The sequence below is a fragment of the Rhizobium sp. CSW-27 genome, assembly GCF_018760785.1.
Classification (GTDB): domain Bacteria; phylum Pseudomonadota; class Alphaproteobacteria; order Rhizobiales; family Rhizobiaceae; genus Neorhizobium.
The window spans coordinates 102,047-125,953 of the sequence record NZ_JAHHZO010000005.1 but is presented as its reverse complement, the minus strand read 5'-3'; the positions used below and the strand labels follow the sequence as shown (position 1 = coordinate 125,953).

Genomic DNA, 23,907 nt, shown 5'->3' with positions numbered 1-23,907 from the left:
CATGGCCCCTCCCATTCTCAAGCTTGACGACATCCGGCTGAGCTTCGGCGGCACCCCGCTTCTGGCCGGCGCCAATCTTCAGGTGGAGCCGGGGGACCGGATCTGCCTTGTCGGGCGCAACGGCTCGGGCAAATCGACGCTGATGAAGATCGCCGCCGGCATGGTCGAGGCGCAGTCCGGCGCCGTCTTCCGCCACCCCTCCGCCACCATCCGCTACCTGGAACAGGCGCCGGACTTTGCAGATTTTTCCACCGTGCAGGCCTATTGCGAGGCGGGGCTGGGCCCAAGCGACGATCCCTACCGCGTCACCTATCTGCTCGAACATCTGGGTCTGACCGGCCAGGAAGACCCTCGCCAGCTTTCTGGCGGCGAGGCGCGCCGCGCGGCCCTTGCCCGTGTGATGGCGCCGGAACCCGACATCCTGATGCTGGACGAGCCGACCAACCATCTCGACCTTCCGACCATCGAATGGCTGGAAGGCGAGTTGCAGAAGACCCGCAGCGCCATCGTTCTCATCTCGCACGACCGCCGTTTTCTCGAAAAGGTCTCCACCGCCACCGTCTGGCTGGATCGCGGCCTGTCGCGCCGTCTCGACCAGGGCTTTGCCCATTTCGAGGAATGGCGCGACCGTATCCTCGAGGAAGAAGAAATCGAGCAGCACAAGCTCGGCAAGCAGATCGAACGCGAGGAACACTGGCTGCGTTACGGCGTGACCGCACGGCGCAAGCGCAACATGCGCCGCCTCGGCAACCTGCAGAGCCTGCGCGCCCAGTATCGCGGCCATCGCGGCCCGCAGGGCACCATCCAGGCCTCGGTGACGGAAGGCAAGGAAAGCGGCAAGCTGGTGATCGAGGCGGAAGCGATCACCAAGCGTTATGCCGAGCGGCAGATCGTGGCGCCCTTCTCGATCCGCGTGCATCGCGGCGATCGCATCGGCCTTGTCGGTCCGAATGGTGCCGGCAAGACGACGCTTCTGAAAATGTTGACCGGCCAGCTGGAACCCGACAGCGGCAGCATCAAGCTCGGCACCAATCTGGAAATCGCCACGCTCGACCAGAAGCGCGAGGACCTCGATCCGGAAGACACGCTCAGCCACTACCTGACCGATGGCCGCGGCGAGAGCCTGCTGGTCAATGGCGAGCAGCGCCATGTGGCCGGCTACATGAAGGATTTCCTGTTCCAGCCGGAACAGATGCGCACGCCGATCAAGAACCTCTCCGGCGGCGAGCGCGCCCGCCTGATTCTGGCGCGGATCATGGCGAAGCCGTCCAACCTGCTGATCCTCGACGAGCCGACCAACGATCTCGACATCGAGACGCTCGACCTGCTGCAGGAGATCGTCGCCGGCTATAACGGCACCGTCATCCTCGTCAGCCACGACCGCGATTTCCTCGACCGCACCGTGACCTCCACCATCGCCCCCGCAAGCCCCGAGGCGCCGGATGGGCGCTGGATCGAATATGCCGGCGGCTATACGGACATGATGGCGCAGCGCAAGGGCGCGCTGGAGGAGAAGCGCCGCGCGGAGAAGGCGAAGGCGGAGAGCGCCGCCGCCCTGTCCGGCGGCACATCGGAAGCGCCGAAGGCAAAGGGCAAGCTTTCCTACAAGCAGAAGTTCGCGCTCGAGAACCTGCCGAAGGAGATGGAAAAGGCAGAGGCGGACATTGCCGCACGCGAGGCGAAGATGGCCGATCCCAACCTCTTCGCCAAGGATCCCGCCACCTTCAACCGTATTGCCGCGGAGATGGAGAAGCTGCGGGAAAAGCTTGCAAAAATGGAAGAGGAATGGCTGGAACTCGAGATGCTGCGGGAAGAACTGGAAGGTTGAACCCAAGCATTTCAAAAGCTTAACGAAGTGTTACCTTTCGCAAACAGCGTCACGCAGCGGAACAATTATCCCCTGAACCCGTTCGATCGGCAGCCGGAGACCGCAACAGGTCACAGGTCCGGAGAGCAGTCAACAGAGGGGATTCCCATGTCGACACATGTAATGCGTCGTCGGCTGGACACCGCAGCCATGAAACAGAGAGTGCTGATCGTCGAGGACGAGTTTCTCATCGCGCTTGATCTTGCCGATACGATCGAAACCATGGGGCTCACCGTCAGCGGCTTTGCCAGCAGCCGCGACCATGCCCTCAGCCTTGCGCCGCTTGCGGACATCGCCCTGGTGGATGTCAATCTGTCGGACGGCGCGACGGGACCGTCGATCGGCAGGGACCTGTCGCAACGCTTCGGCGTCACGGTGATCTTCATGACCGCCAATCCGGAACAGCTTAAGGGCGACACCGGCCGGACGCTCGGCGTGCTGAGCAAGCCGGTGATGCCGCATGTCGTTGAGCAGTCGATGGGCTATGCCATTGCCAGCCGGCTTGGCGGCCTTGCCGCCGTGCCACGCGAATTGCGGATCTTCGCGGCCACGGGCGGCTGAACCGGGGACCGCTGCTTCCTGACATCAGACCGGCCGATGGCCGTGACCGCTTGCCAAGCGGCTCGGCCCTCGTTACATCTTCGCCTGCTCTAACGGGGTGCCGCCTTGCGCGGCTGAGAGGCTTTGCAGCCAACCCGCGGAACCTGATCCGGTTAACACCGGCGGAGGGATTAGACGGCTCCTGTCCAGCGCCTATTCCCCGTGTCATCGAACCAAGGAGGCGCTGATGCGCAAGACCCATTCTGTTGTTCTGGCGTTTGTTCCGGCGGCACTGGCCGCCCTGTCTCTTACGCTGCCGGCTGCGGCCGCAGACAAGCCGGTACTGACCGTCTACACCTATGAGAGCTTCACCGCGGACTGGGGCCCCGGCCCGAAGGTGAAGGCCGCCTTCGAACAGACCTGCGACTGCACGCTGGACTTCGTCTCCGTGGCCGACGGCGTGGCGCTTCTGACCCGGCTCAAGCTGGAGGGCGCCTCCTCCGATGCGGATGTGGCACTCGGTCTCGATACCAATCTCGTGCAGGAGGCCAAGGACACCGGCCTGTTTGCCGAACACGGCATCGATACCGCCGCCGCCAGGGTTCCGGGCGGGTTCTCCGATCCGGTCTTCGTACCCTATGATTACGGCCATTTCGCCGTCGTCTACGATACCGAGGTGATCAAGACGCCGCCGAAGAGCCTGAAGGACCTCGTCGAGGGCGATCCCTCTCAGAAGATTGCCATCGAGGACCCGCGCACCTCGACGCCCGGCCTCGGTCTGCTTCTGTGGATCCGCTCCGTCTACGGCGACAAGGCGCCGGAGGCCTGGGCCAAGCTGCGCAACCGCATCCTGACGGTCACCCCCGGCTGGTCGGAAGCCTATGGCCTGTTCACCAAGGGCGAGGCGCCGATGGTGTTTTCCTATGTCACTTCGCCCGCCTATCACATGATGGAGGAGAAGACCGACCGCTACCAGGCGGCCCGCTTCGAGGAAGGCCACTACATCCAGATCGAAGTGTCCGGCATGCTGAAGGCCACGAAACACAAGGCGTTGGCCCAGCAGTTCCTGTCCTTCACGCTGTCGCCGCAGTTCCAGTCGATCATCCCGACCACCAACTGGATGATGCCGGCGGCGGCGACCGCCGAACCGCTGCCGGAGGCCTTCGGCAAGCTGGTGTCGCCCTCGAAGACCTTCCTGATGAGCCCGGAAGACGTGGCGAAGAACCGCCAGGCCTGGATTCGCGAATGGCTCGGCGCCATGAGCATGAACTGAGGCGCACATGCTGAGTGCCGGTCAGGTGCGACGCGGACTGGCGGCGGGCGGGGCAAGCCTTGCGGTCATCGGCGTCCTGGTGGGGCTCCCGACCGGCGCCCTCCTCGGCCTCGCGCCGGCCTCGCCGGCCGCCCCCCTGTTTGATGCCTATACGTTGAACCTGCTGCGCTTCACCCTGCTGCAGGCGGCACTCTCCACGTTTCTGTCGGTTGTGCTGGCACTGCCGGTAGCGCTTGCGCTTGCCCGGCGCTCCGCCTTTGTCGGTCGCATCTGGATCATCCGGCTGATGGCTGTTCCGATGGGCCTGCCGGTGCTGATCGGCGCGCTCGGGCTGATCGGCATCTTCGGGCGGCAGGGCCTCGTCAACCGGCTGCTGGCAATGGTCGGCGTCGACCAGCCGGTCAATATCTACGGTCTGTCGGGCATCCTGCTTGCGCATGTCTTCTTCAATCTGCCGCTCGCCTGCCGGCTGATGCTGGCCGGGCTGGAGCGTCTGCCGGCGGAGGACTGGCGGCTGGCCGCAAGCCTCGGGCTGGGGCGCCTCTCGCTGTTGCGTCATGTGGAACTGCCGGCACTGGCAAGGGTTCTGCCGGGTGCGGCGGGACTGATCTTCATGCTCTGCGCCACGAGCTTCACCCTGGTGCTGGTGCTGGGCGGCGGCCCGGCCGCCACCACGCTGGAAGTGGCGATCTACCAGTCGCTGCGCTTCGATTTCGATCCCGCCCGCGCCATTGCCCTTTCCCTGCTGCAGATCGCCCTGACCGGGCTGGTGCTGACCTTGCTGAGCCGCCTGCCGCCGGCGGAAGCCAGCCGTGGCGAAGGCCGGGCGCCGCGCCGTTTCGACGGTCAGGGGCCGGCCGGCCGGCTGGCCGATGCGCTTGTCATCCTGCTCGCCACGCTGTTTCTCTTGCTGCCGCTCGGCTCAGTCGTCATGGCGGGCCTCAGGGCAGATCTGCTGCGGCTCGTTGCGCTGCCTGCCTTTCATCAGGCCCTCTTCACGAGCCTTGCCATTGCGCTTGCCGCCGGCCTTCTGGCATTGCTGCTGGCCTGCGGCATTCTGGCGGCGCAGGCCGCGATTGCCGACCGCCGCCATCCGTCGCGCCTGCTTGCGGCCTTCGGCAGGCTGCTGTCGGCAGTCTCCTCGCTGGTGCTTCTGGTGCCCCCGGTGGTGCTCGGCACGGGCTGGTTCCTGCTGGTGCGGCCGCATGCGGATGTGACGCGGGCGGCCCCGCTGCTGATCGCCGCCATCAACATGCTGATGGCGCTGCCCTTCGTCATGCGGGTGCTGGCGCCGGCCTTCGAAAGCCACCGCCTTCGCACCGGCCGGCTTGCGGCGAGCCTCAAGATCACCGGGCTTGCCCGTTTGCGGCTGATCGATGCGCCGGTGCTGACGCGGCCGCTGCTGATGGCGCTGTCCTTTGCCATGGCACTGTCGCTCGGCGATCTCGGCGCCGTGGCGCTGTTCGGCTCGCAGGATCTCGTCACCCTGCCCTGGCTGGTCTATAGCCGGCTTGGCAGCTACCGGACGCAGGATGCCGACGGGCTGGCGCTGCTGCTCGGGCTTCTCTGCCTGGCGCTGACGGCGCTTGGCACCGCCGGCCACAGGAGAGAGCCATGAGCCTGCCGCCCCCCGCCACGCCGGCCGTCGAACTGGAGGGCGTTCGCCTTACGCTCGGCAAGGCCTGCTTTTCCTTCGATTGCCGCATCGCGACCGGGCGGATCACCGCCGTTACCGGTCCGTCCGGCTCCGGGAAATCGACGCTTCTCAACCTGATTGCCGGATTCGAGACGCCGGATGCCGGCCGGGTGCGGCTGGCAGGGGCGGATGTGACAGGGCATCCTCCCGGTGCGCGTCCCCTCTCACTGGTGTTTCAGGACAACAACCTGTTTGCGCATCTCGACCTCTTCACCAATATCGGCCTTGGCGTGCACCCCTCCCTGAAACTCAGCGGCCCCGACCGGGAGCGCATTTCGGCGGCCCTGCGGCGGGTGGGACTTGCCGGCTATGAAAGACGCAGGCCCGGCACACTGTCCGGCGGCGAGCGGCAGCGGGCAGCCTTCGCACGCGCGCTGGTTCGCCGGCAGCCCCTGCTGCTGCTCGATGAACCCTTCGCCGCGCTTGATCCCGCACTGCGGCAAGCAATGGCCGCGCTTCTTGCGGAGCTGCACCGGGAAACGGGTGCCAGCATCGTGCTCGTCACCCACGACCCCGGCGAAGTGATCCGGCTTGCCGACGACGTGATCTATCTGGAGGAAGGCAGGATCCTGTTTCAGGGCGACAAACAGGCCTTCTGTGCGCAAACAGCACATCCGGAGATCAGCAAATTTGTGGCATCGTCATAAAGCGTCAACCAATCCGCCACATTTTGGACGTGCAGCGATGGCATGCCGCAATGCGAAAGAGGGCGGGACGATTGTCTGTATGCGCTTGCGTTCTATCTGGAGACGGAACACAACTGCGCCGACGGGCAGATCAGCCATCCGCAGCAAAGGCAGGACGGGCTCGGCAGGAATCGGGCCGGGGAATGCGCCGGATGGCGGGTTTGGACGAATGACTTTTCCGAGTGAACGGATCGACATCGCGGATGACACCACGGATCGGGCGCGTGACACTGGCCGTCGCCGACAGGCGCGCAAACGCCGGCTGACCGCGCTGGCGCTGGCCGCCACGGCACTGCTTTCCGGCTGTCAGTCGGTGATCGACCAGACCTATGAATCCGGCGTCAAGCCCTCCACCAGCCCGCAGATCGTCGACGAGGTGCAGAAAAACGATCCGCGTGCCCAGATGGGCGCGCGCGAGCATCCGCGCATCGTGGCAAGTTATGGCGGCGAATATCACGATGCCAAGACAGAGCGGCTGGTCGCCCGGATTGCCGGCGCCCTGACCGCCGTTTCGGAAAACCCGAACCAGTCCTACCGCATCACCATTCTCAATTCTCCGGCAATCAACGCCTTCGCACTGCCCGGCGGCTATCTCTACGTGACACGCGGACTGTTGGCACTTGCCAACGATGCCTCGGAAGTGGCCGCCGTGCTTAGCCACGAAATGGCGCATGTGACGGCCAATCACGGCATCGAGCGGCAGAAGCGCGAGGAGGCCGAGGTGATTGCCAGCCGGGTGGTGGCCGAGGTGCTGTCCAGCGATCTGGCCGGCAAGCAGGCGCTTGCCCGCGGCAAGCTGCGGCTTGCCGCCTTCTCGCGCCAGCAGGAACTGCAGGCCGACGTGATCGGCGTGCGCATGCTGGGCGAGGCGGGTTACGACCCCTTCGCCGCCGCCCGCTTCCTCGATTCCATGGCCGCCTATGCCCGCTTCTCCGCAGTCGATCCGGAGACGGACCAGAGCCTCGACTTCCTGTCCAGCCATCCGAGCGCCCCGCAGCGGGTGGAACTCGCCCGCCAGCATGCGCGCGCCTTCGGCCAGGAAGGGACCGTGGGCGACAAGGGCCGCGACTACTACCTGACGGGCATCGACGGACTTCTGTATGGCGACAGCCCGGAGGAAGGCTATGTGCGCAACGACACCTTCCTGCATGCCGGTCTCGGCATCCGCTTCGACGTGCCGGAAGGCTTCCGCATCGACAACAAGGCGGAAGCGGTGCTGGCCACGGGGCCGGACGAGACGGCAATCCGTTTCGACGGCGTGCAGGCGGGCGATACCGCAAGCCTTTCCAACTACCTGACCAGTGGCTGGGTTGCAGGGCTTCTGCCGGATACGGTGCAGGAAACCACGATCAACGGCCTGCCGGCGGCAACCGCCCGCGCCTCGGCCGAGCGCTGGGATTTCGACGTGACGGTGATCCGGCTCGACAAGCAGATCTTCCGCTTCCTGACGGCCGTTCCGAAGGGAAGCTCGGCGCTGGAGGCAACCGCCAACACGCTGCGCCAGACCTTTCGGCGCATGACGCCGCAGGAAATCGCCTCGCTGAAGCCGCTGAGGGTCAGGGTAGTGACCGTGCAGCCGGGCGAAACCGTGACCACCATGGCCGCCCGCATGATGGGGACGGACCGGAAGCTGGATCTCTTCCGGCTGATCAATGCGCTGTCTACCGGCGCCTCGCTCAGCCCCGGTCAGCGGGTCAAGATCATTTCCGAATAGTCCCTCAGCAGGCCGCCGCCATCTGCGGATTGTTGCTGACCAGGGCGGACTTCAGCTTCTCGATGGCACGGCTCTCGATCTGGCGTACGCGTTCCTTGGAAATGCCGAGTTCGGCGCCGAGCGCCTCCAGCGTCGCCCCGTCATCGGTCAGGCGACGCGCGCGGATGATCTTCTTCTCGCGCTCATTGAGCTTGGTCAGCGCGCCCTGCAGCCATTTCAGGCGGCGTTCGCCGTCGATCATGCCGGAGACCTGCTCGTCCGGCAGCGGCTCGTCGCTTTCCAGCATGTCCAGCCGCTCGCCGCTGTCGGCATCGCCGGCAATGGTCGGCGCCTGCAGCGAGGCATCATTGCTGGAAAGGCGGGCATCCATGGTCTGCACGTCGGCAAGGCTGACACCGAGCGCGGTAGCGATTTCCTCGTGAATGGCCTGGGAGGTCATGTTGCTGCCGCTGCGGGCCAGCTTGGCGCGCAGGCGCCGCAGATTGAAGAACAGCGCCTTCTGGGCGGAACTGGTGCCGCCGCGCACGATCGACCAGTTGCGCAGGATATAGTCCTGCATTGAGGCGCGGATCCACCAGCTGGCATAGGTGGAAAAACGGACATCACGCGAAGGCTCGAACCTTGCCGCCGCTTCCAGCAGCCCTACATAGCCTTCCTGTACAAGGTCGCTCATCGGCAGGCCGAAACCGCGGAATTTGGACGCCATGGCGATGACGAGGCGCATATGGGCAAGCGCAATCTGGTTGCGCGCATCCTGATCCTGGTCATCTTTCCACCGCACGGCCAGATCACGCTCCTCCTCGCGCGCCAGATAGGGCGCCGACATGGCGATCTTGATCATATGACGGTCTGCGGACATGGCATTCATCGCGCTCTCCATGAAGCTGGTTGACCAGACGGAGCGTCATGCCGCAGGCTCATCCGCCGCTTCCCGACCAAGGGGTCACGTCGCGGGCAGATTGAACCGGGTGACATCACTCTCCATTCCCCTCGTTCACTGAAACGGGAGGAAGGATTTCACCTTCCCGCCGGGCACGATCGAAGGCGGCGCTTGTGCAGCCACTCTTCGCCGTACCGGCGGGTTAACGTCGGGGCGCGTAAAAAGTTCCAATAAAAAACCCGGCTCTCGCCGGGCTTTTTCATCAGCATGCGGTGGGAATGCGGATCAGGCCGCTTCCTCGTGCGAATCTTCCTCGTCGAGAACCTTGCTGCGCTTGGGTCCCTTGGCAAGATTGGTCTCGATCAGGCGAACCGCCTCGGTCTCAGACATCTTGTTGACGGCGGCGATTTCGCGCGCCATGCGGTCGAGCGCCGCTTCGTAGAGCTGACGCTCCGAATAGGACTGCTCGGGCTGGTTTTCCGCACGATAGAGATCGCGCACCACTTCCGCGATGGAAATCAGGTCGCCGGAATTGATCTTGGCATCATATTCCTGGGCGCGGCGCGACCACATGGTGCGCTTCACACGGGCCTTGCCCTGGACAACCTTCAGGGCACGCTCGACGAAATCGGTTTCCGACAGTTTGCGCATGCCGATGCTGACGGCCTTGGCCACCGGCACCTTCAGGCGCATCTTGTCCTTCTCGAAATCGATCACGAACAGTTCGAGCTTCATGCCAGCCACTTCCTGTTCTTCAATGGCCGTGATAGTGCCAACTCCATGCGCCGGATAGACGATTGCTTCACCTGTCTTGAAACCGTGGCGCGCTGAAGATTTTTTCTGCTGGGTCGTCATTCGTTTAACAAACTCCCTGTTACGCACCCGACCTTCCAGGCCGGGGCCGGGTCAGTCAGGCCCGGATGAGACGGGGGAACCGTCGGTGACTCCATACTGGTCCGGTTAAACGCGCGCGAAAACCACACCCAGCCGCAAGCGGCGACGACAACTTCCAATAACTGACCATGTCACGGGAACCGCGTTGGGTGCTGTACTGCTTTCGTGATGTTTTTAGGGCACGCGAATGCCACTTTGTGGAACAGTTCCCGATGTCTACCACAAATATGGGCAGAAATCAATAATTTGCTTTCGCAGGTGCACGGGCGCAACGCTTGCGACCGTGCCCAATCGTTAAGCAAACCGTAATTGTGCGCGTCAGGCGAATCAGTCGCCCTTGCCGGGCTCCGGCGAAAAATACTGCTCGTACTTGCCCTCGACGCCATCCATTTCCTTGGCCTCCGGCATCGCATCACGCTTCACCGTGATGTTGGGCCAGATCTGCGCAAACTCGGCGTTCAGCTTCAGCCACTTGTCGAGGCCGGGCTCGGTATCCGGCTTGATGGCCTCGGCGGGACATTCGGGCTCGCAGACGCCGCAATCGATGCACTCGTCCGGATGAATGACCAGGAAGTTCTCGCCTTCATAAAAGCAATCGACCGGGCAGACTTCAACGCAGTCCGTATATTTGCAGCGGATACAATTGTCGGTCACGACATACGTCATGAGGCACTCCAGTGACATCACGGTAAGTCAGCATCGGCGATGGGAGGCGCCTGCCGACCGGGCTGTGCCGGGGATGGCCGGGCACACGCCATCTGTCCTGCGCGTGCGAGACCCCAGCTTTTCCTGTGTGACTAATGGCTTTGCACGGGCTTAGCAAGGACAAACAATCCTGCAGATCAGGCCAAAGAGGTCGATTATTCCAATCTTCCGACAGGCTTCGGCAAGGACTGCAACGAGAGGCCGCCATCGTCGCCGCAAGATCCCGCTCAGCCGGATCCCGGCCGGCGCTGGGCCCTTTCGAACGGGGTGAGCGGCGGCTGCGGCGGCGTCAGGTCATCATAGAGAAGGCGTGCCTCCTCGAAGGGCCCGCGCCGGCTGCCCGGCGCCCTGACGACAAGGATGCGGTCCTGCCGCTCCAGCTGGACCTCGATGCGATCGCCCACCCGGACCATGCGGCTGGACTGCAGGACCGTCTGGCCGTTCAGCCGGACGAAGCCCGCCTCCACCAGATCCTGCGCCAGCGCACGGGATCTGGCGATGCGCGTGAAGAAAAGCCACTTGTCGATGCGCTGACGCTGCTCTCCCGGTGGCTTTTCCGTCATGGCCTACTTCTTCATCTGCTCCTTGAGGGCAGCCAGCTTGGCGAAGGGCGAATCCGGATCCACCGGCTTTTCCTTGCGCGGCGGCTTTGCCTCGAAGCGGGCCGGCTGCGTCATCTTGCCGCGGTCGTTGCGATCCTGGCGATCGCCGCGCTCGTGACGGTCGCCACGCGGCGGACGATCCCCCCTGCCGTCCCCCTTGCCTTCCGGCCGGCGATCGCCACGGCCACCCTCGCGGTTCGGTCGGGCACCCTGTTCGCCGCGCTCGTCGCCACGACGATGATCGCGACGGCCTTCGCCGCCACGTGCCTCACCGCCACGACCTTCGCCGGTCCGGCCCTCGGTGGTGCGCGCTTCCGACGGCTGGCCCTGACGGCCACCGTGACCGCGACGCTCGCCCTGGCCGCGCCCCTGGCGCTGGTTGTCGCTGCGGCCGCCACCCGGACGCCACAGCAGCACCGGCTTCGGCTCCTCGGCGGCAACGGCTTCGGCTGAAGCTTCCGCCGGCTCGGCAGACGGGGCAGCAGCCTCGGCGACAGCCGGGACGGCCTCTTCGCCGGCCGCTGCGGGTGCCTCTTCCGAAGCGGCATCGGCATCGTCATGATCGGCGGCGGCAGCTTCTTCGGCGTCGGCGGCGGCCGGGGCCGGCTGCTGGCTGGCGAGGAAGGCCTGAACCTCCTCCGCCTTCACCTGGTCGGCACGGTAGCCGAGACCCTTCAGGATTTCCTCCATGTCGTCCGGGGTCGCGCCCAGGATCGACAGCATGGCGGTGGTCGTCATGAAGCGACGGCCGTCATAGGCGCCTTCCGGACGCGCGGGCGAACCCGGCTTCCACTGCAGGAGCGGACGGATCAGGTCGGCCAGGCGCTCGAGGATGTCGACGCGCACGGCGCGCTTGCCGAGATAGCGGAAGCCCGCCAGCTTGTAGAAGCTGCGCTCGAAGCTCGGATCGGTGACGACGGAGGTGCGGCCAGCGGCAAGCGCGGGAATGAGATCGCCATAACCCGGCTTGTCGAGACCGTCATTCTTCAGCGCCCAGAGCAGCGTGATGAGTTCGGCCGGCGCGGGCTTCAGCAGCGCCGGCATGAAGATATGGTAGGCGCCGAAGCGGATGCCGTAGCGGCGCAGCGAGGCGCGCGCATCCTGATCCAGCGTCTTCACCTCTTCGGCGACGTCGCGACGGAACATCACCCCGAGATTTTCGACCAGCTGGAAAGCAAGACCCTTGGCGAGCCCCTGCAGGTCCTCGGCGCGCGACAGGTCGTCGAGCGGCTTCAGCACGGTCGCGACATGGTGATTGACGAAGCGCTCCAGGCGGGCGGCAACATGATCTCGGGCATTGCCGGTGAGCTGCTCGTCGGCCAGCAGGATGAGGCGCGGATGCATGATGTGATCACTGGCCGTGAGGCGTGCCACCGGATCGCCAAGCCAGCGGACGAAACCGTCCGAACCGACCGCCAGATCGCTGTTGCCGCAGGCATAGAGACGCGCCGCGCGCGCCTCGAATTCCAGTGCGAGCGCCTTCTGGGCCGCTACCTGCACGGCCTTCGCATCCGGGCCGTCACCCCCGGAGACGGGCGTAAACCGGAAACCGGCTAGTTGACCGACGTGGTGTCCCTCGACGAAGACATCCCCATTCACACTGATTTCAGCTTCCAGCATCGCATTCTCTCTCAGGCGCTTCATGAGCACAGATGTCCTGCGATCAACAAAGCGTTTCGTCAACCTTTCATGTAGCGCGTCCGACAACCTGTCCTCGATTTCTCGCGTCTTTTCTTGCCAGTGTGTCGGATGCGCCAGCCAGCCTGGACGGTTGGAAACATAGGTCCAGGTCCGAATTTGGGCGATACGCGCAGAAAGCGTATCGATTTCGCCGTCGGTACGGTCCGCGCGCTGCACCTGCTCGGCCATGAAACTCTCATTGACCGTGCCGTGGCGCACGAGATCGAAAAACAGCGTCGAGATCAGATCGGCATGCTGCGCCGGCGTAATGCGCCGGTAATCGGGAAGCGCGCAGGCCTCCCACAGCTTTTCCACCCGCTCGGGCGTCGTCGCCAGATCGACAACCTCCGGATAGCGGGAGAGATAATCCAGTGCCTGACTGTCGGTCGCCGGCAGCGCGCGCGTCAGCCCCGCAACGGTCGGCGCCGCATCGAGACTCGCGCGAAGGTCGCGAAGCGAGGCGAAATCGAGCGCCTTGGAACGCCACTGCAGCACCTTCACCTGATCGAAATGATGGCCCTCGATGCGCTCCACCAGTTCATCGTCGAAGGGCTGCACCTGGCCGGTCACGCCGAAGGTGCCATCCTTCAGGTGACGGCCCGCGCGGCCGGCGATCTGGCCGAGCTCGCCGGGATTGAGATTGCGGAACTGGTAGCCGTCGAACTTGCGGTCCTGGGCGAAGGCCACATGGTCCACATCAAGGTTGAGGCCCATGCCGATCGCATCGGTCGCCACCAGATATTCCACGTCGCCAGCCTGGTAGAGACCCACCTGCGCGTTTCGGGTGCGCGGGCTCAGGGCTCCCAGCACAACGGCCGCCCCGCCCCGCTGGCGGCGGATCAGCTCGGCAATCGCATAGACCTCGTCCGCCGAGAAGGCGACGATGGCGGAGCGCTGCGGCAGGCGGGTAATCTTCTTCTGGCCGGCATAAAACAGCGTCGACAGACGCGGACGTTCCACCACGGTGATGCCGGGCAGCAGCTTTTCGAGAATGGGCCGCATGGTGCCGGCGCCGAGAAGCAGCGTTTCCTCGCGCCCGCGCAGATGCAGGATGCGGTCGGTGAAGATGTGGCCGCGCTCCAGATCACCGGCCAGCTGCACCTCGTCGATGGCGACGAAGGCAGCCTTCGTCTCGCGCGGCATGGCCTCCACGGTGCAGACGGAAAAGCGCGCGCCAGGCGGCGAGATCTTTTCCTCGCCCGTGACCAGCGCCACATGCTGGGGGCCGACCTTCTCAACCACCCGTGTATAGACCTCGCGCGCCAGAAGGCGAAGCGGCAGGCCGATCACGCCGGACCCGTGCGCGACCATCCGCTCGATGGCGAAATGCGTCTTGCCGGTGTTGGTCGGGCCGAGGACCGCGGTGACGCCGCGACCACTCAAGATCATGGGGTTGGAATTCAAGGCACTATCCGCACTTTTCGTGGCGCTGCCGGCACACGCGGCGCCGAGATTGCGCCACACATGGCGTCCCGCGCGCCGGAAGGCAAGCGGCAAGCGATGCAGGTCCCGTTTTTTTGGTCGGCGCCCGCGTGCAAAGCCATGCCCGGCGGGCAGACAAAGGTGGAGGCAGAACAGGGTGGGAACGAATCAGCGACGAATCGCTGACCGCTGAAGATTCAGGATTTGTTCACGACAATATATTGTGTTCACAGTCGATCCACACACCAGATCAAGAAATACGGCGCCCGATTGCAGCCGCCCTCGCCACCATCCGCACCGAGTCTGCCCGTTGCCGGGAATCGCGTGAGTCAATCCCCCTGCCCTCCTTCCCGTTGAACCCGGTTGAATTGTCCGCCGCCACACCGGCGCATGCATCAATACTGGCAGGAACGAGCTGGATACATGACGTATACAGGCGATCAGTTCACCCGAAGCGATAGGACGCAGAGGCCCCGCAGCGGCTGGCATGACGGGGACCGCAGGGGTTTTTACGCCCCTGGAACCAAAAACATCGAAGCACGTTCTTGCCGCACCATCACAGGCATTTGCGCAGCGGAGACCATCGCATGCTCGGAACAGTTCTCCTCATCATCCTCATCCTCCTGCTGATCGGCGCCCTGCCGAACTGGGGCTACAGTCGCGGCTGGGGATATGGACCATCCGGCGGCCTGGGTCTGATCCTGTTGATCTTGATCATCCTGCTGCTCATGGGCAGAATTTAGATTGCGAATATTCGCACGGACACAGGGAAGGAAAACGGACATGAAAAAGATCCTGGCAGTCGCCGCCGTCATGGGCATGCTTGCATCCTGCACCACCACGGAAAAGGGCACGGCGATCGGCGCGGGCACCGGCGCGGTTCTGGGCGGCGCGATCAGCAACAGCTGGGGTGGCGCGGCCGTCGGCGCCGTCGCGGGCGGCCTGGTCGGCGCTGCCATCGGCGAATCGCAGAAGCACAAGGGTTACTGCGTCTACCGCGATCGCTACGGCCGCACCTATGAGGCACGTTGCCGATAAACCTTTCCTTTGCCTGCGGAAAAGCCGGTGCGCAGCCCCGGCTTTTCATGCAGCAAGACCTGCAGCGGACACGAGGCAGATGGCAGGACGCCGGAGCGGAAGCCCCGGCGCCCTTCGCGGATCAGAGATCTGGCAAGCCTCACATGAAGTACTGGCCGCCATTGGCCGTGATGGTCGAGCCGGTGATGAAGCCGGCATCGTCAGAGGCGAGGAACACCACGCAGCGGGCGATCTCCTCCGGCTGGCCGAGCCGGCCGACGGGGATCTGCGGCAGGATGCGCTCGTTCATGACCTTTTCCGGCACGGCCATCACCATTTCTGTGGCGATATAGCCGGGGCAAATCGCATTGACGGTGATGTTCTTCGCCGCCCCCTCCTGGGCCAGCGCCTTGGTGAAGCCGATATCGCCCGCCTTGGCGGCCGAATAATTGGCCTGGCCCATCTGGCCCTTCTGGCCATTGATCGAGGAAATGCTGATGATGCGGCCGAAGCCGCGATCGCGCATGCCGCCCCAGACCGGATGCGTCATGTTGAACAGGCCGGTCAGGTTGGTGCTGATCACCTCGTTCCACTGCTGCGGCGTCATCTTGTGAAACATCGCGTCGCGGGTAATGCCGGCATTGTTGACCAGGATGTCGACGGGACCGACAGCGGCCTCCACCTTCGCGATGCCTTCGACGCAAGCCTCGTAGGAAGAGACGTCCCACTTGAAGACGGCAATGCCTGTCTCCTCCTGGAAAGCGCGGGCGCGCTCGTCATTGCCCGCATAATTGGCGGCAACCGTGTAGCCGGCCGCCTTCAGACCCACCGAAATAGCCGCGCCGATCCCGCGCGTGCCACCGGATACCAATGCCACTCTCGTCATGCTGCACTCCCCTTCACGGATAAAACGCCCGGCCCTTCTGGCGTGGTCGGATGAAATGAAAGCGCGCTGCAGCGATTGGCCTCGGGCAACGCGCCGTAAGGTCTGCCTTTCAAAGCCGCGATGAGCACGGTTTCGCCCTGCGTCCCGTGCTCACCGGGTCTGAAGCGCAATCACATGGCTTCGAAGCACATGGCAACGCCCATGCCGCCGCCGATGCACAGCGTGGCAAGGCCCTTCCTGGCACCGCGACGCTTCATCTCGAACACAAGCGTGTTGAGAACGCGTGCACCGGAGGCACCGATGGGATGGCCGATGGCGATCGCACCGCCATTGACGTTGACGATCGACGGATCCCAGCCCATGTCCTTGTTGACGGCGCAGGCCTGGGCGGCAAAGGCCTCGTTGGCCTCGACCAGATCGAGATCGCCGACCGACCAGCCTGCCTTTTCCAGCGCCTTGCGCGAGGCCGGGATCGGACCCGTGCCCATGATCTGCGGATCCACGCCGGCAGTGGCCCAGGAAACGATGCGCACCAGCGGCGTGATGCCGCGGCGGGCAGCTTCGGCCTCGGTCATCAGCAGGGCGGCGGCGGCGCCGTCATTGATGCCGGAAGCATTGCCGGCCGTCACGGTGCCTTCCTTGTCGAAGGCCGGGCGCAGCTTGGCCATGCCGTCGAGGGTTGCCCCTTCGCGGATATACTCGTCCTTGTCGATCGTCACGTCGCCCTTGCGGCCCTTCAGCACGAAGGGGACGATTTCGTCGGCGAAGCGCCCGGCCTTCTGGGCGGCTTCCGCCTTGTTCTGCGAAGCGACGGCGAACTGGTCCTGCTCGTCGCGCGACAACTGCCACTGGCGGGCGATGTTTTCCGCGGTAATCCCCATGTGATAGCCGTAGAAGGCGTCGGTCAGACCATCCTTGATCATGGTGTCGATCATCTTCATGTCACCCATCTTGGTGCCATTGCGAAGATGGGCGCAGTGCGGCGCCATGGACATGGATTCCTGGCCGCCGGCCACGATGATCTTCGCATCGCCGAGCGCGATCTGCTGCATGCCGAGGGCCACCGCGCGCAGGCCGGAACCGCAGAGCTGGTTGATGCCCCAGGCGGTCGCCTCCTGCGGCAGGCCGGCCTTCATCGCTGCCTGGCGCGCCGGGTTCTGCCCCTCACCGGCCGGCAGCACCTGACCGAGGATCACCTCGTCCACCTCTGCCGCCTCCACGCCGGCGCGCTCCAGCACGCCCTTGATCGCGGTTGCACCAAGCTCATGCGCGGCAACGCTGCCGAAGGCGCCGTTGAACGAACCGACAGCGGTTCGGGCGGCGGATGCAATTACGATCGAGGGCTGTGTCATGGGCGTCTCCTCATTGTCCCTGGTTGTTGTTCCAGAGACTGACAAAGGTTCAGGTCCAAGTCAAACGGGCAATGCTATCAATTTATTGAGCTTTGTCAGAACTCTGACGATTGTATCAGAACGGGCTTGCAGACTGCCGCATTGCACAATTCATTTGTCAGCCCGGCTTGTTTGCGCATAAGGTTGCAGAGGGAGTGAAACATCACCTAACCATATTGACGGGATCAGGAGGCAATCATGGCGAAAACGGATGGCGAAGTGGTCATAAAGAAATATGCCAACCGCCGCCTCTACAATACGGGCACCAGCACCTACGTGACGCTGGAAGACCTGGCGACGATGGTCAAGAAGGGCGAGGACTTCGTGGTGCAGGACGCCAAGAGCGGCGAGGACATCACCCATTCCGTGCTGACGCAGATCATTTTCGAACAGGAGTCCAAGACCGGCAACACATTGCTGCCCATCTCCTTCCTGCGCCAGCTGATTTCCTATTACGGCGATCAGATGCAGATGGTCGTGCCGACCTTCCTCGAGCATTCGATGAAGACCTTTGCCGACCAGCAGACGCAGATGCGCGAGCACATGTCGCGTGCCTTCGGCGACACGCCGCTGACGAAGAACCTGCAGGTTCCGATGCAACTGATGGAAGAGCAGGTGCGCCGCAACACCGACATGTTCCGCCAGGCGATGCAGATGTTCTCGCCCTTCGGCACCCCGGGTCAGCCGGCAGGCGGCGAGGCGAAGAAGAGCCCGGACGCAAAGGATCTCGACGAGTTGAAGGAGCAGTTGCGCGCCCTCCAGACCCGGCTCGACAGCCTCGGATCCTGAGGGCCGGCGGCAGAAGCAGGGAATGCGTCGAGGGCCGCCATCATGCGGCCCTTTTTCATGCCCGCTTGATGGCCGTGCCGGCAATCTGCGGCAGCCGCCGGCGCAAGACGGTATCGCAGGCAACAAAAAAGGCCGGTCAATGCCGGCCTTCCTGATGCAGTCTCCCGGATGGGATTATGCGCTTTCCTTCGGCGTCAGAACCTGGCGACCGCGATACATGCCCGTCTTCAGGTCGATGTGGTGCGGACGGCGCAGTTCGCCGGAGTTCTTGTCTTCGACATAGGTCGGGGTCTTCAGGGCGTCAGCCGAGCGGCGCATACCGCGCTTCGACGGGCTCACTTTTCTCTTCGGTACTGCCATTCTCGTTACTCCAAATAGGCGTGCAAAGCGAAATCCGCGGCCGGGTTCGACCGTACAGGACCTGCCTCGATCTCGGAAATTGCGGGGGCTTATACATGCCCCACGGGGATTTGACCAGTCCCCGCACGGATTTTTTAAAGGCCGCGCGCGAATCAGGCCTCGTCTGCCGGAACGATCCACGTCTCCTTCAACGCCGCCTCCCGCCATTCGATCCAGGCGGGGTGCGCCTGTAGCGCCTGCATATAGGTCGCAACCGGCGTGTCAACCTCGAAATCATAGACATCGAGACGATTGACGACCGGCGCGAACATGGCATCGGCCGCCGAGAAGGCACCGAACAGGAAGGGACCGCCGGAGCGAGCGCAGCAGGTGGTCCAGATTTCGGTGATGCGCGCAACATCGGCCAGCACCGCATCGGAGACCTCGATCCGCCGCTTCGGCCGGCGCATGTTCATCGGGCAGGCGCCACGAAGCGCCCGAAAGCCCGAGAGCATTTCCATGGAGATGGCGCGGGCCACGGCACGATCCTGCAGCGCTTGCGGCCACAGACCGGCGTCAGGGAAAAGCTCGGCCACATATTCGATGATCGCCAGCGATTCCCACACCCGCACATCCCCATGATGCAGCACCGGCACCTTGCCGGTCGGCGAAATCTCGTGGAACAGCGGATTGCTGGCATCGTCATCGAAGGGAATGAGCACCTCGTCGAAATTGATGCCGGCGGCCTTCATGGCGATCCAGGGGCGGAACGACCAGGAGGAATAGTTCTTGTTGGCAATGTGGAGGGTCAGTCTGTGCATGGCGTGATCCTTCGGCGCTTCCCGGTGGCGAGACTAGGCCGAACGCCGGACCTTCACCAACGATAAATCCTGCTGTCAGTCATAAAGGCATCTGATGTATTCGCCGGAGGCCCGGGCCCGGCGCTCCACAAGGCTGGCGAGCCGTTGCATGCCGCGACCCGGCTTGCTGGCCACGCGGGTGAAGGGATTTGGCAGCGCCACCGCCAGGAGCGCCGCCTGCCGGCGGCTGAGCTGCGCGGCCGGAACGCCGAAATAATGCCGGGCCGCGGCCTCGACGCCGTAAATGCCCGGCCCCCATTCGGCCACGTTGAGATAGGTTTCCATCATGCGCCGCTTGGACCAGACGAGATCGGCCCACATGGCCAGCGGCAGTTCCAGCGCCTTGCGCAGGAAGGAGCGGCCGTTCCAGAGAAACAGGTTCTTTGATGTCTGCATGGGAATGGTGCTGGCCCCGCGCGTTGCCTCGCCATCGAGCGCATCCTCGACCACGCCGCGCATCTGCACCCAGTCGACCCCGTCGTGAAAGCAGAATTGCCCGTCCTCGGACATCATCACCGACTGCACCAGCACCGGGGCAATGGCATCAAACCCCACCCAGCGACGGTCATAGCCCTGGAAACGGGCAAGATCGGCCAGCATGAGAGTGGAGACTGGATGGATGAACGGCAGGGCATAGAGAAGAACAAGTGCGTAAGGCAGCACGAGCAGGCCCGCCAGCCCCAGAAGGGTGCGCCTCATCCACACGGGCAGCGATCGGCCATGCCACGATCTCGGCCCCGATGCTGGCAAAGGCTCCTCCATTTCGGACTGCCGTTCGGGTATGACGCCCAACTTTTCCACTCGTTTTCGTCTCTCCCTGCGGTACATAGCGGCTGATGGCGCCAAAGGCCAGTTGGCAACGGCAAAAGCCGGGCTGTTTTGCGTGAAACGCCGTTGCCAGCCTCGCGCGCGCATGCCAATGAACCGCCATGACGACGATCGACACCACCGCCTTCGAGACCCTTCTGCACCAGGCCGCCCGCGAGACGGAAACGCTGCTCTCTGCCCTTCTGGCACCGGAGCCGCTGGCGGACGAGATCGCCCGGCCGGCCGAACTTCTGGCCGCCATGCGGCACGGAACGCTGAACGGCGGCAAGCGGCTTCGCCCTTTCCTGGTCGCGCAGGCAACCGCGCTGTTCGACGGACCGGCTGCGGCGGCCGCCCGCGTCGGTGCGGCGCTCGAATGCCTGCACAGCTATTCGCTGGTGCATGACGACCTGCCGGCCATGGACGACGACGACCTGCGCCGCGGCCAGCCGACCGTGCACAAGGCCTTTTCCGAAGCCACCGCCATTCTCGCCGGCGACAGCCTGCTCACCTATGCCTTCGACATCATTGCTGCTGCGGAGACGGCGCTTCCCGACGACCGAAAGGTGCAGCTGGTGCTGGCGCTGTCACGCGCCGCCGGTCTTGGCGGCATGGCCGGCGGACAGGCACTCGACCTGGCGGCCGAGACGAACGCACCGGACGAAGCGGGCATCGTGATGCTGCAGGCGATGAAGACGGGCGCGCTCCTGCGCTTTGCCTGCGAGGCCGGAGCCATCATCGCCGGCGCGCCGGCGGCCGATCGCCAGCGCCTGCGTCGCTTCGGCGAGATCATCGGCCTTGCCTTCCAGCTCGCCGATGACGTGCTCGACATCACCGCCGATGCCGCGACCATGGGCAAGGCGACCGGCAAGGATGCAGGCCGCGGCAAGGCGACGCTGGTGGGCCGCCACGGCCTCGACTGGGCGGAGGCACGCCTCGACGCGCTGGTCGGCGAGGCGATCCTGCTGCTCGACCCTTATGGCGACAAGGCCGCCATTCTGATCGAAACAGCCCGTTTCGTTGCCAACCGCAAGAGCTGATGGCCGGCATGGATCACGCAGGCTGATGCCACCGATCACATCTTGGCGCGTGAAGGGGCTGCATTTTCCGATAGGATGGCCGCAGAACAACCGGATCAAGGCCCATGTCTGACCTTCTCGTGCATCTGCCGCAGCTCGCCGCGGCCTACCTGATCTATCTGATTGCCGTGGTGAGCCCCGGCCCGGCCAACATCGCCATCATCGGCACCGCCATCAACCAGGGCCGAAAGCCGGCCATCGTGATCGCACTCGGCATCTTCGCCGGTTCCTTCACCTGGGCCATGGCAGCGGCACTTGGCCTGTCCGCCATCCTGACCCGCTATGGCGAGGTGCTGCAGGTTCTGAAGGTTCTGGGCGGTCTCTATCTGCTCTATCTCGGCTTCAAGGCCTGCCGCGGCGCGCTGCGCCGCACATCCGTTGCGGACCTCGCCAAGCGCAGCAAGGACACGCCCTTGTCGAAAACCTTCCTGACCGGCTACGGCATCCACCTGACCAACCCGAAATCAATCTTCGGCTGGCTGGCGACCATTTCCGTCGGCCTGCCTCACGGCGCGTCCGCCAGCTCCGTGGCGCTTGTCGTCGCCGGCTGCCTTCTCACGGGCCTTGCCGTGTTCCTCGGCCATGCACTGCTATTCTCGACGGCGCGCGCCGGAAAGCTCTACCAGAGTGCACGCCGCCCGCTCGATGCGCTGATGGCGCTCGTCTTCGGAACGGCCGGCGTCAAGATGATCAGCAGCGCCCTCTGATCCACGCCAAAAAGGCGCCGCTTGCGCGACGCCTTTCGCTGGACATTCGAGCGGCCGATCAGCCGTTGTTGGTGATCGGTGCGATCTGCACTTCCACGCGACGGTTCTGGGCGCGGCCTTCCGGCGTGGCATTCGAGGCCACAGGCTGCGAGGCGCCGAAGCCGAGCGTCGACATGCGGCGCTGGTCGACACCGCGCGTGGCAAGATAGTTGGCAACCGAGGCCGCGCGGCGTTCCGACAGAGCCTGGTTATGGGCCACGCTGCCGGTGGAATCGGTATGGCCGTTCACGTCGATGAAGGTGCGGTTGAACTTGTTCAGCACGATGGCGACCGAGTTCAGCGTCGCATAGAAGCCGGGCAGCACCTGGTCCTGGTCCGTCGGGAAGGTGATGTTCGACGGCATGTTCAAGACGATGCGATCGCCGACACGGGTGACGGAGACGCCGGTGCCCTGCAACTGGGCGCGCAGTTCCGCTTCCTGCTGGTCCATGTAGTTGCCGATGGCGCCACCGGCCAGCGCGCCGATGCCGGCACCGATCAGGGCTGCATCGCGACGGCCATGCGCCGAGCCGCCGACGGCCAGACCTGCCAGCGCACCGAGGCCGGCGCCAATGGCCGCACCGCCTGCGAGGTTCGAGGTCTTCTGTTGCCCCGTATAGGGATCGGTCGTGGTGCAGGCGGAAAGATAGGTCGCGCACATCGCGACAAGCACAATTTTCTTCAGCATCGAATCTTCGTCCCCGTCATGTCGGTTCGCATTCCTTTAACATGAATTGCGGCAATAGCGAGGACGTCCAGCCGCCGTTCGATGAGCGCTCCAACCTTACTCGGCAGCCGTCTTCTGGCCGAAGCGCTTCTCGATATAGTCGATGACCAGCGCCTCGAAATCCGAGGCGATGTTCGGGCCGCGCAGCGTCAGCGCCTTCTGGCCGTCGATGAACACGGGGGCGGCCGGCGTCTCGCCGGTGCCGGGCAGCGAGATGCCGATATCGGCATGCTTGCTTTCGCCCGGGCCGTTGACGATACAGCCCATCACGGCGACGTTGAGCGCCTCCACACCCGGATATTTTTCGCGCCAGACCGGCATGTTCTTGCGGATATCGTCCTGGATGCGCTGGGCAAGTTCCTGGAACACGGTGGAGGTGGTGCGGCCGCAGCCGGGGCAGGCGGCAACAACCGGAATGAACTGCCGGAAGCCCATGACCTGCAGCAGTTCCTGCGCCACCTGCACCTCACGGGTGCGGTCGCCATTCGGCTCCGGCGTCAGCGACACGCGGATCGTATCGCCGATGCCCTGCTGCAGCACATAACCCATGGCCGCAGAGGAGGCGACGATGCCCTTCGATCCCATGCCCGCTTCGGTGAGGCCGAGATGCAGGGCGTGGTCGGAACGCTCGGAGAGCATGGAATAGACGGCGATCAGGTCCTGCACCTGGCTGACCTTGGCCGAGAGAATGATGCGGTTGCGCGGCAGGCCGATCTCTTCGGCGAGTTCCGCAGACAGCAGCGCCGACTGACAGATCGCTTCGTGCATCACCTGGCGGGCCGAAAGCGGCGAGCCGGCCTTCTGGTTCTCGTCCATCAACCGCGTCAGGAGATCCTGGTCGAGCGAGCCCCAGTTGACGCCGATGCGCACCGGCTTGTCATAGCGGATCGCCATCTCGACGATCTCGGCGAACTGCTTGTCCTTCTTGTCCTTGAAGCCGACATTGCCGGGATTGATGCGATATTTCGCCAAAGCCTCGGCACAGGCCGGATGATCGGCCAGAAGCTTGTGGCCAATGTAATGGAAATCGCCGACCAGCGGCACATCCATGCCGAGCCTGAGCAGCCGCTCGCGGATCTTCGGCACGGCAGCGGCACTCTCGTCGCGGTCGACCGTGATGCGCACGATTTCGGAGCCGGCCCGGAAGAGCGCCGCCACCTGGGCGACGGTCGCATCCACATCGGCGGTATCGGTGTTCGTCATCGACTGGACGACGACCGGCGCGCCACCGCCGACGATGACGCCGCCCACATCGACGGCAACGGAGGCACGACGCGGTTTCGGATCATAATCGGCAACCATCGGAG

General features: G+C 64.4%; 23 protein-coding genes and 1 riboswitch. Of the genes, 11 read left to right on the top strand and 12 right to left on the bottom strand.

The features are described from left to right. Nucleotide 1 precedes the first annotated feature (1 nt). From KLP42_RS11910 to KLP42_RS11885, 6 genes are all read left to right on the top strand, one after another. On the top strand, nt 2-1,828 hold the full coding sequence (locus KLP42_RS11910) for an ABC-F family ATP-binding cassette domain-containing protein (protein WP_215566958.1): 1,827 nt from the start codon (nt 2-4) through the stop codon (nt 1,826-1,828). A gap of 147 nt (nt 1,829-1,975) precedes the next feature. Beyond that, nucleotides 1,976-2,428: a response regulator gene (locus KLP42_RS11905; protein ID WP_215566957.1), complete on the top strand. Its 453-nt coding sequence runs from the start codon at nt 1,976-1,978 to the stop codon at nt 2,426-2,428. A gap of 83 nt (nt 2,429-2,511) precedes the next feature. Further along, nucleotides 2,512-2,615: riboswitch (TPP riboswitch) on the top strand. 39 nt (nt 2,616-2,654) lie between these two features. Then, nucleotides 2,655-3,680, top strand: coding sequence for a thiamine ABC transporter substrate binding subunit (gene thiB / locus KLP42_RS11900; protein WP_215566956.1), 1,026 nt, complete (start codon nt 2,655-2,657; stop codon nt 3,678-3,680). 7 nt (nt 3,681-3,687) lie between these two features. Then, entirely contained in the window at nt 3,688-5,298 is a 1,611-nt protein-coding gene (locus KLP42_RS11895) for a thiamine/thiamine pyrophosphate ABC transporter permease ThiP (RefSeq protein WP_215566954.1), read from the top strand. Continuing rightward, the gene (locus KLP42_RS11890; protein WP_215566952.1) at nt 5,295-6,023 is read left to right on the top strand and encodes a thiamine ABC transporter ATP-binding protein; all 729 of its coding nucleotides are present in this window, start codon (nt 5,295-5,297) and stop codon (nt 6,021-6,023) included. The genes KLP42_RS11895 and KLP42_RS11890 overlap by 4 nt, the downstream gene beginning before the upstream one ends. 208 nt (nt 6,024-6,231) lie before the next feature. Further along, complete coding sequence (locus tag KLP42_RS11885) at nt 6,232-7,776, top strand: M48 family metalloprotease (RefSeq protein ID WP_215566950.1); 1,545 nt, start codon at nt 6,232-6,234, stop codon at nt 7,774-7,776. Between the two features lie 4 nt (nt 7,777-7,780). Here KLP42_RS11885 and KLP42_RS11880 read toward each other — a convergent pair whose 3' ends face one another. The 5 genes from KLP42_RS11880 to KLP42_RS11860 all read right to left on the bottom strand — a co-directional run bounded on the left by KLP42_RS11880 (nt 7,781) and on the right by KLP42_RS11860 (nt 13,926). Beyond that, on the bottom strand, nt 7,781-8,644 hold the full coding sequence (locus KLP42_RS11880; RefSeq protein WP_215566948.1) for an RNA polymerase factor sigma-32: 864 nt from the start codon (nt 8,642-8,644) through the stop codon (nt 7,781-7,783). A 297-nt stretch (nt 8,645-8,941) separates the two neighbouring features. After that, nucleotides 8,942-9,511, bottom strand: coding sequence for a CarD family transcriptional regulator (locus KLP42_RS11875; protein ID WP_143126280.1), 570 nt, complete (start codon nt 9,509-9,511; stop codon nt 8,942-8,944). 366 nt (nt 9,512-9,877) lie between these two features. Continuing rightward, nucleotides 9,878-10,216, bottom strand: coding sequence for a ferredoxin FdxA (gene fdxA / locus KLP42_RS11870; RefSeq protein WP_215566946.1), 339 nt, complete (start codon nt 10,214-10,216; stop codon nt 9,878-9,880). A gap of 266 nt (nt 10,217-10,482) precedes the next feature. Then, a complete protein-coding gene (locus KLP42_RS11865) occupies nt 10,483-10,818 on the bottom strand; it encodes an RNA-binding S4 domain-containing protein (RefSeq protein ID WP_215566944.1) in 336 nt (111 codons plus the stop codon). 3 nt (nt 10,819-10,821) lie between these two features. Beyond that, nucleotides 10,822-13,926: a helicase-related protein gene (locus tag KLP42_RS11860; protein WP_215567166.1), complete on the bottom strand. Its 3,105-nt coding sequence runs from the start codon at nt 13,924-13,926 to the stop codon at nt 10,822-10,824. Nucleotides 13,927-14,546: 620 nt separating this feature from the next. On the opposite strand from KLP42_RS11860, the gene KLP42_RS11855 reads away from it, so the two are divergent. Continuing rightward, nucleotides 14,547-14,702 (top strand): DUF3309 family protein, encoded by a 156-nt coding sequence (locus KLP42_RS11855; protein WP_215566942.1) that lies wholly within the window; start codon nt 14,547-14,549, stop codon nt 14,700-14,702. A gap of 40 nt (nt 14,703-14,742) precedes the next feature. Next, nucleotides 14,743-14,997 (top strand): YMGG-like glycine zipper-containing protein, encoded by a 255-nt coding sequence (locus KLP42_RS11850; RefSeq protein WP_215566940.1) that lies wholly within the window; start codon nt 14,743-14,745, stop codon nt 14,995-14,997. Nucleotides 14,998-15,136: 139 nt separating this feature from the next. On the opposite strand, the gene KLP42_RS11845 is transcribed toward KLP42_RS11850, so the two are convergent. Both KLP42_RS11845 and KLP42_RS11840 read right to left on the bottom strand, forming a co-directional pair. After that, nucleotides 15,137-15,862: a beta-ketoacyl-ACP reductase gene (locus KLP42_RS11845; protein ID WP_215566938.1), complete on the bottom strand. Its 726-nt coding sequence runs from the start codon at nt 15,860-15,862 to the stop codon at nt 15,137-15,139. Nucleotides 15,863-16,032: 170 nt separating this feature from the next. Continuing rightward, a complete protein-coding gene (locus KLP42_RS11840; RefSeq protein WP_215566936.1) occupies nt 16,033-17,214 on the bottom strand; it encodes an acetyl-CoA C-acetyltransferase in 1,182 nt (393 codons plus the stop codon). Between the two features lie 237 nt (nt 17,215-17,451). Here KLP42_RS11840 and phaR point away from each other — a divergent pair, with 237 nt between their 5' ends. Continuing rightward, nucleotides 17,452-18,042 (top strand): polyhydroxyalkanoate synthesis repressor PhaR, encoded by a 591-nt coding sequence (gene phaR / locus KLP42_RS11835; RefSeq protein ID WP_215566934.1) that lies wholly within the window; start codon nt 17,452-17,454, stop codon nt 18,040-18,042. A 174-nt stretch (nt 18,043-18,216) separates the two neighbouring features. On the opposite strand, the gene rpmF is transcribed toward phaR, so the two are convergent. The 3 genes from rpmF to mtgA form a co-directional block, all read right to left on the bottom strand. Then, nucleotides 18,217-18,402 (bottom strand): 50S ribosomal protein L32, encoded by a 186-nt coding sequence (gene rpmF / locus KLP42_RS11830; RefSeq protein WP_092999643.1) that lies wholly within the window; start codon nt 18,400-18,402, stop codon nt 18,217-18,219. Between the two features lie 152 nt (nt 18,403-18,554). Further along, a complete protein-coding gene (locus KLP42_RS11825) occupies nt 18,555-19,202 on the bottom strand; it encodes a glutathione S-transferase family protein (protein WP_215566932.1) in 648 nt (215 codons plus the stop codon). Nucleotides 19,203-19,277: 75 nt separating this feature from the next. After that, nucleotides 19,278-19,940 carry a monofunctional biosynthetic peptidoglycan transglycosylase gene (gene mtgA / locus KLP42_RS11820; RefSeq protein WP_252192942.1) on the bottom strand — a complete coding sequence of 221 codons (663 nt, stop codon included), beginning with the start codon at nt 19,938-19,940 and terminating at the stop codon, nt 19,278-19,280. 230 nt (nt 19,941-20,170) lie between these two features. Here mtgA and KLP42_RS11815 point away from each other — a divergent pair, with 230 nt between their 5' ends. Next, nucleotides 20,171-21,088: a polyprenyl synthetase family protein gene (locus KLP42_RS11815; RefSeq protein ID WP_215566930.1), complete on the top strand. Its 918-nt coding sequence runs from the start codon at nt 20,171-20,173 to the stop codon at nt 21,086-21,088. 104 nt (nt 21,089-21,192) lie between these two features. After that, nucleotides 21,193-21,834 (top strand): LysE family translocator, encoded by a 642-nt coding sequence (locus tag KLP42_RS11810; protein WP_215566928.1) that lies wholly within the window; start codon nt 21,193-21,195, stop codon nt 21,832-21,834. 58 nt (nt 21,835-21,892) lie between these two features. Here KLP42_RS11810 and KLP42_RS11805 read toward each other — a convergent pair whose 3' ends face one another. Further along, nucleotides 21,893-22,561 carry a YiaD family glycine zipper/OmpA-like lipoprotein gene (locus KLP42_RS11805; RefSeq protein WP_215566926.1) on the bottom strand — a complete coding sequence of 223 codons (669 nt, stop codon included), beginning with the start codon at nt 22,559-22,561 and terminating at the stop codon, nt 21,893-21,895. Between the two features lie 96 nt (nt 22,562-22,657). Continuing rightward, nucleotides 22,658-23,902: a flavodoxin-dependent (E)-4-hydroxy-3-methylbut-2-enyl-diphosphate synthase gene (gene ispG, locus KLP42_RS11800; protein ID WP_215566924.1), complete on the bottom strand. Its 1,245-nt coding sequence runs from the start codon at nt 23,900-23,902 to the stop codon at nt 22,658-22,660. Between the last annotated feature and the right edge of the window lie 5 nt (nt 23,903-23,907).

What these genes read in the sequence shown, in the direction of transcription:
- KLP42_RS11910 (WP_215566958.1), top strand. Translation starts at nt 2, where the DNA reads ATGGCCCCTCCCATTCTCAAGCTTGACGACATCCGGCTGAGCTTCGGC.
- KLP42_RS11905 (WP_215566957.1), top strand. Translation starts at nt 1,976, where the DNA reads ATGTCGACACATGTAATGCGTCGTCGGCTGGACACCGCAGCCATGAAA.
- thiB (WP_215566956.1), top strand. Translation starts at nt 2,655, where the DNA reads ATGCGCAAGACCCATTCTGTTGTTCTGGCGTTTGTTCCGGCGGCACTG.
- KLP42_RS11895 (WP_215566954.1), top strand. Translation starts at nt 3,688, where the DNA reads ATGCTGAGTGCCGGTCAGGTGCGACGCGGACTGGCGGCGGGCGGGGCA.
- KLP42_RS11890 (WP_215566952.1), top strand. Translation starts at nt 5,295, where the DNA reads ATGAGCCTGCCGCCCCCCGCCACGCCGGCCGTCGAACTGGAGGGCGTT.
- KLP42_RS11885 (WP_215566950.1), top strand. Translation starts at nt 6,232, where the DNA reads ATGACTTTTCCGAGTGAACGGATCGACATCGCGGATGACACCACGGAT.
- KLP42_RS11880 (WP_215566948.1), bottom strand. Translation starts at nt 8,644, where the DNA reads ATGAATGCCATGTCCGCAGACCGTCATATGATCAAGATCGCCATGTCG.
- KLP42_RS11875 (WP_143126280.1), bottom strand. Translation starts at nt 9,511, where the DNA reads ATGACGACCCAGCAGAAAAAATCTTCAGCGCGCCACGGTTTCAAGACA.
- fdxA (WP_215566946.1), bottom strand. Translation starts at nt 10,216, where the DNA reads ATGACGTATGTCGTGACCGACAATTGTATCCGCTGCAAATATACGGAC.
- KLP42_RS11865 (WP_215566944.1), bottom strand. Translation starts at nt 10,818, where the DNA reads ATGACGGAAAAGCCACCGGGAGAGCAGCGTCAGCGCATCGACAAGTGG.
- KLP42_RS11860 (WP_215567166.1), bottom strand. Translation starts at nt 13,926, where the DNA reads ATGATCTTGAGTGGTCGCGGCGTCACCGCGGTCCTCGGCCCGACCAAC.
- KLP42_RS11855 (WP_215566942.1), top strand. Translation starts at nt 14,547, where the DNA reads ATGCTCGGAACAGTTCTCCTCATCATCCTCATCCTCCTGCTGATCGGC.
- KLP42_RS11850 (WP_215566940.1), top strand. Translation starts at nt 14,743, where the DNA reads ATGAAAAAGATCCTGGCAGTCGCCGCCGTCATGGGCATGCTTGCATCC.
- KLP42_RS11845 (WP_215566938.1), bottom strand. Translation starts at nt 15,862, where the DNA reads ATGACGAGAGTGGCATTGGTATCCGGTGGCACGCGCGGGATCGGCGCG.
- KLP42_RS11840 (WP_215566936.1), bottom strand. Translation starts at nt 17,214, where the DNA reads ATGACACAGCCCTCGATCGTAATTGCATCCGCCGCCCGAACCGCTGTC.
- phaR (WP_215566934.1), top strand. Translation starts at nt 17,452, where the DNA reads ATGGCGAAAACGGATGGCGAAGTGGTCATAAAGAAATATGCCAACCGC.
- rpmF (WP_092999643.1), bottom strand. Translation starts at nt 18,402, where the DNA reads ATGGCAGTACCGAAGAGAAAAGTGAGCCCGTCGAAGCGCGGTATGCGC.
- KLP42_RS11825 (WP_215566932.1), bottom strand. Translation starts at nt 19,202, where the DNA reads ATGCACAGACTGACCCTCCACATTGCCAACAAGAACTATTCCTCCTGG.
- mtgA (WP_252192942.1), bottom strand. Translation starts at nt 19,940, where the DNA reads ATGAGGCGCACCCTTCTGGGGCTGGCGGGCCTGCTCGTGCTGCCTTAC.
- KLP42_RS11815 (WP_215566930.1), top strand. Translation starts at nt 20,171, where the DNA reads ATGACGACGATCGACACCACCGCCTTCGAGACCCTTCTGCACCAGGCC.
- KLP42_RS11810 (WP_215566928.1), top strand. Translation starts at nt 21,193, where the DNA reads ATGTCTGACCTTCTCGTGCATCTGCCGCAGCTCGCCGCGGCCTACCTG.
- KLP42_RS11805 (WP_215566926.1), bottom strand. Translation starts at nt 22,561, where the DNA reads ATGCTGAAGAAAATTGTGCTTGTCGCGATGTGCGCGACCTATCTTTCC.
- ispG (WP_215566924.1), bottom strand. Translation starts at nt 23,902, where the DNA reads ATGGTTGCCGATTATGATCCGAAACCGCGTCGTGCCTCCGTTGCCGTC.